Genomic DNA, 762 nt, shown 5'->3' with positions numbered 1-762 from the left:
AATCGCTCGACCGGAAGCTGGGCGACATGCGGATGAAACTGCTGGCGCGGCGGGCGCAGGCGGAGGAGCGGGTGCAGGCGCTGGAGGCGCGGGCGGAGGAACTGGAGGGGGATGAGGGGGATGGTGGGGTGCACTCGTCATCCTGAACTCGTTTCAGGACCTCTTGAGATTGCGCACTGCCGTTCGAGGTCCTGAAACGAGTTCAGGATGACGAAGTGGGGTTGGACGATGGCGGTTTGAAATGCCGTTCGTCTCGAGCGAAGTCGAGAGACGGTGCGTTCGCGCTTTGCCAGATGTCTCGACTTCGCTCGACACGAACGGGGTGGGGCCTGTTTTCCTTTTTCAGTGCCCCGCCGCAGGGCGGGGTCCATCTCCTGAAATAGCCGCACACCGCACGGTGGATTGGTGCCCGGACTAGCGTTTAGCGCGCTATCCTCCCTAGTCCTCCTGCCGAGTAAGCAGAGATGGGCCCCGGCCTTCGCCGGGGCACAGCTCCCCCAATCAATCGACGCCGAATTGCAGCATCTTGTCGAGGCCTTCGGCGAGACATTCGCCGGCCTCGGGCTGACCGAGCAGATAGACGCTGACCGGGCCTTCATGCTGCTGCCGGGCCAGCGCCTTGGTGGCTTCCCATTCTTCCGGCTCCGCGTCGCCGCGGCCGATCCAGAACAGGGCGACCAGCGCGTCCTGCTGCTCGTCGTTCATGCTCTCGATTTCCTGGGTGAGCTCGTCGCGGCTGAGATCGCCGGCGGTTTCCTGCAG

1 protein-coding gene is annotated in these 762 nt (G+C 64.2%); it reads right to left on the bottom strand.

Going from position 1 to position 762, the window contains the following annotated elements:
- Positions 1 to 501: 501 nt before the first annotated feature.
- On the bottom strand, positions 502 to 762 hold a 261-nt coding region (locus tag V7665_RS13655), incomplete at its 5' end, for a DUF3775 domain-containing protein (RefSeq protein ID WP_335665079.1).

It is taken from the genome of Parasphingorhabdus sp., assembly GCF_036964675.1.
Lineage (GTDB): Bacteria > Pseudomonadota > Alphaproteobacteria > Sphingomonadales > Sphingomonadaceae > Parasphingorhabdus.
This window is presented reverse-complemented; position numbering and strand designations above follow the sequence as displayed.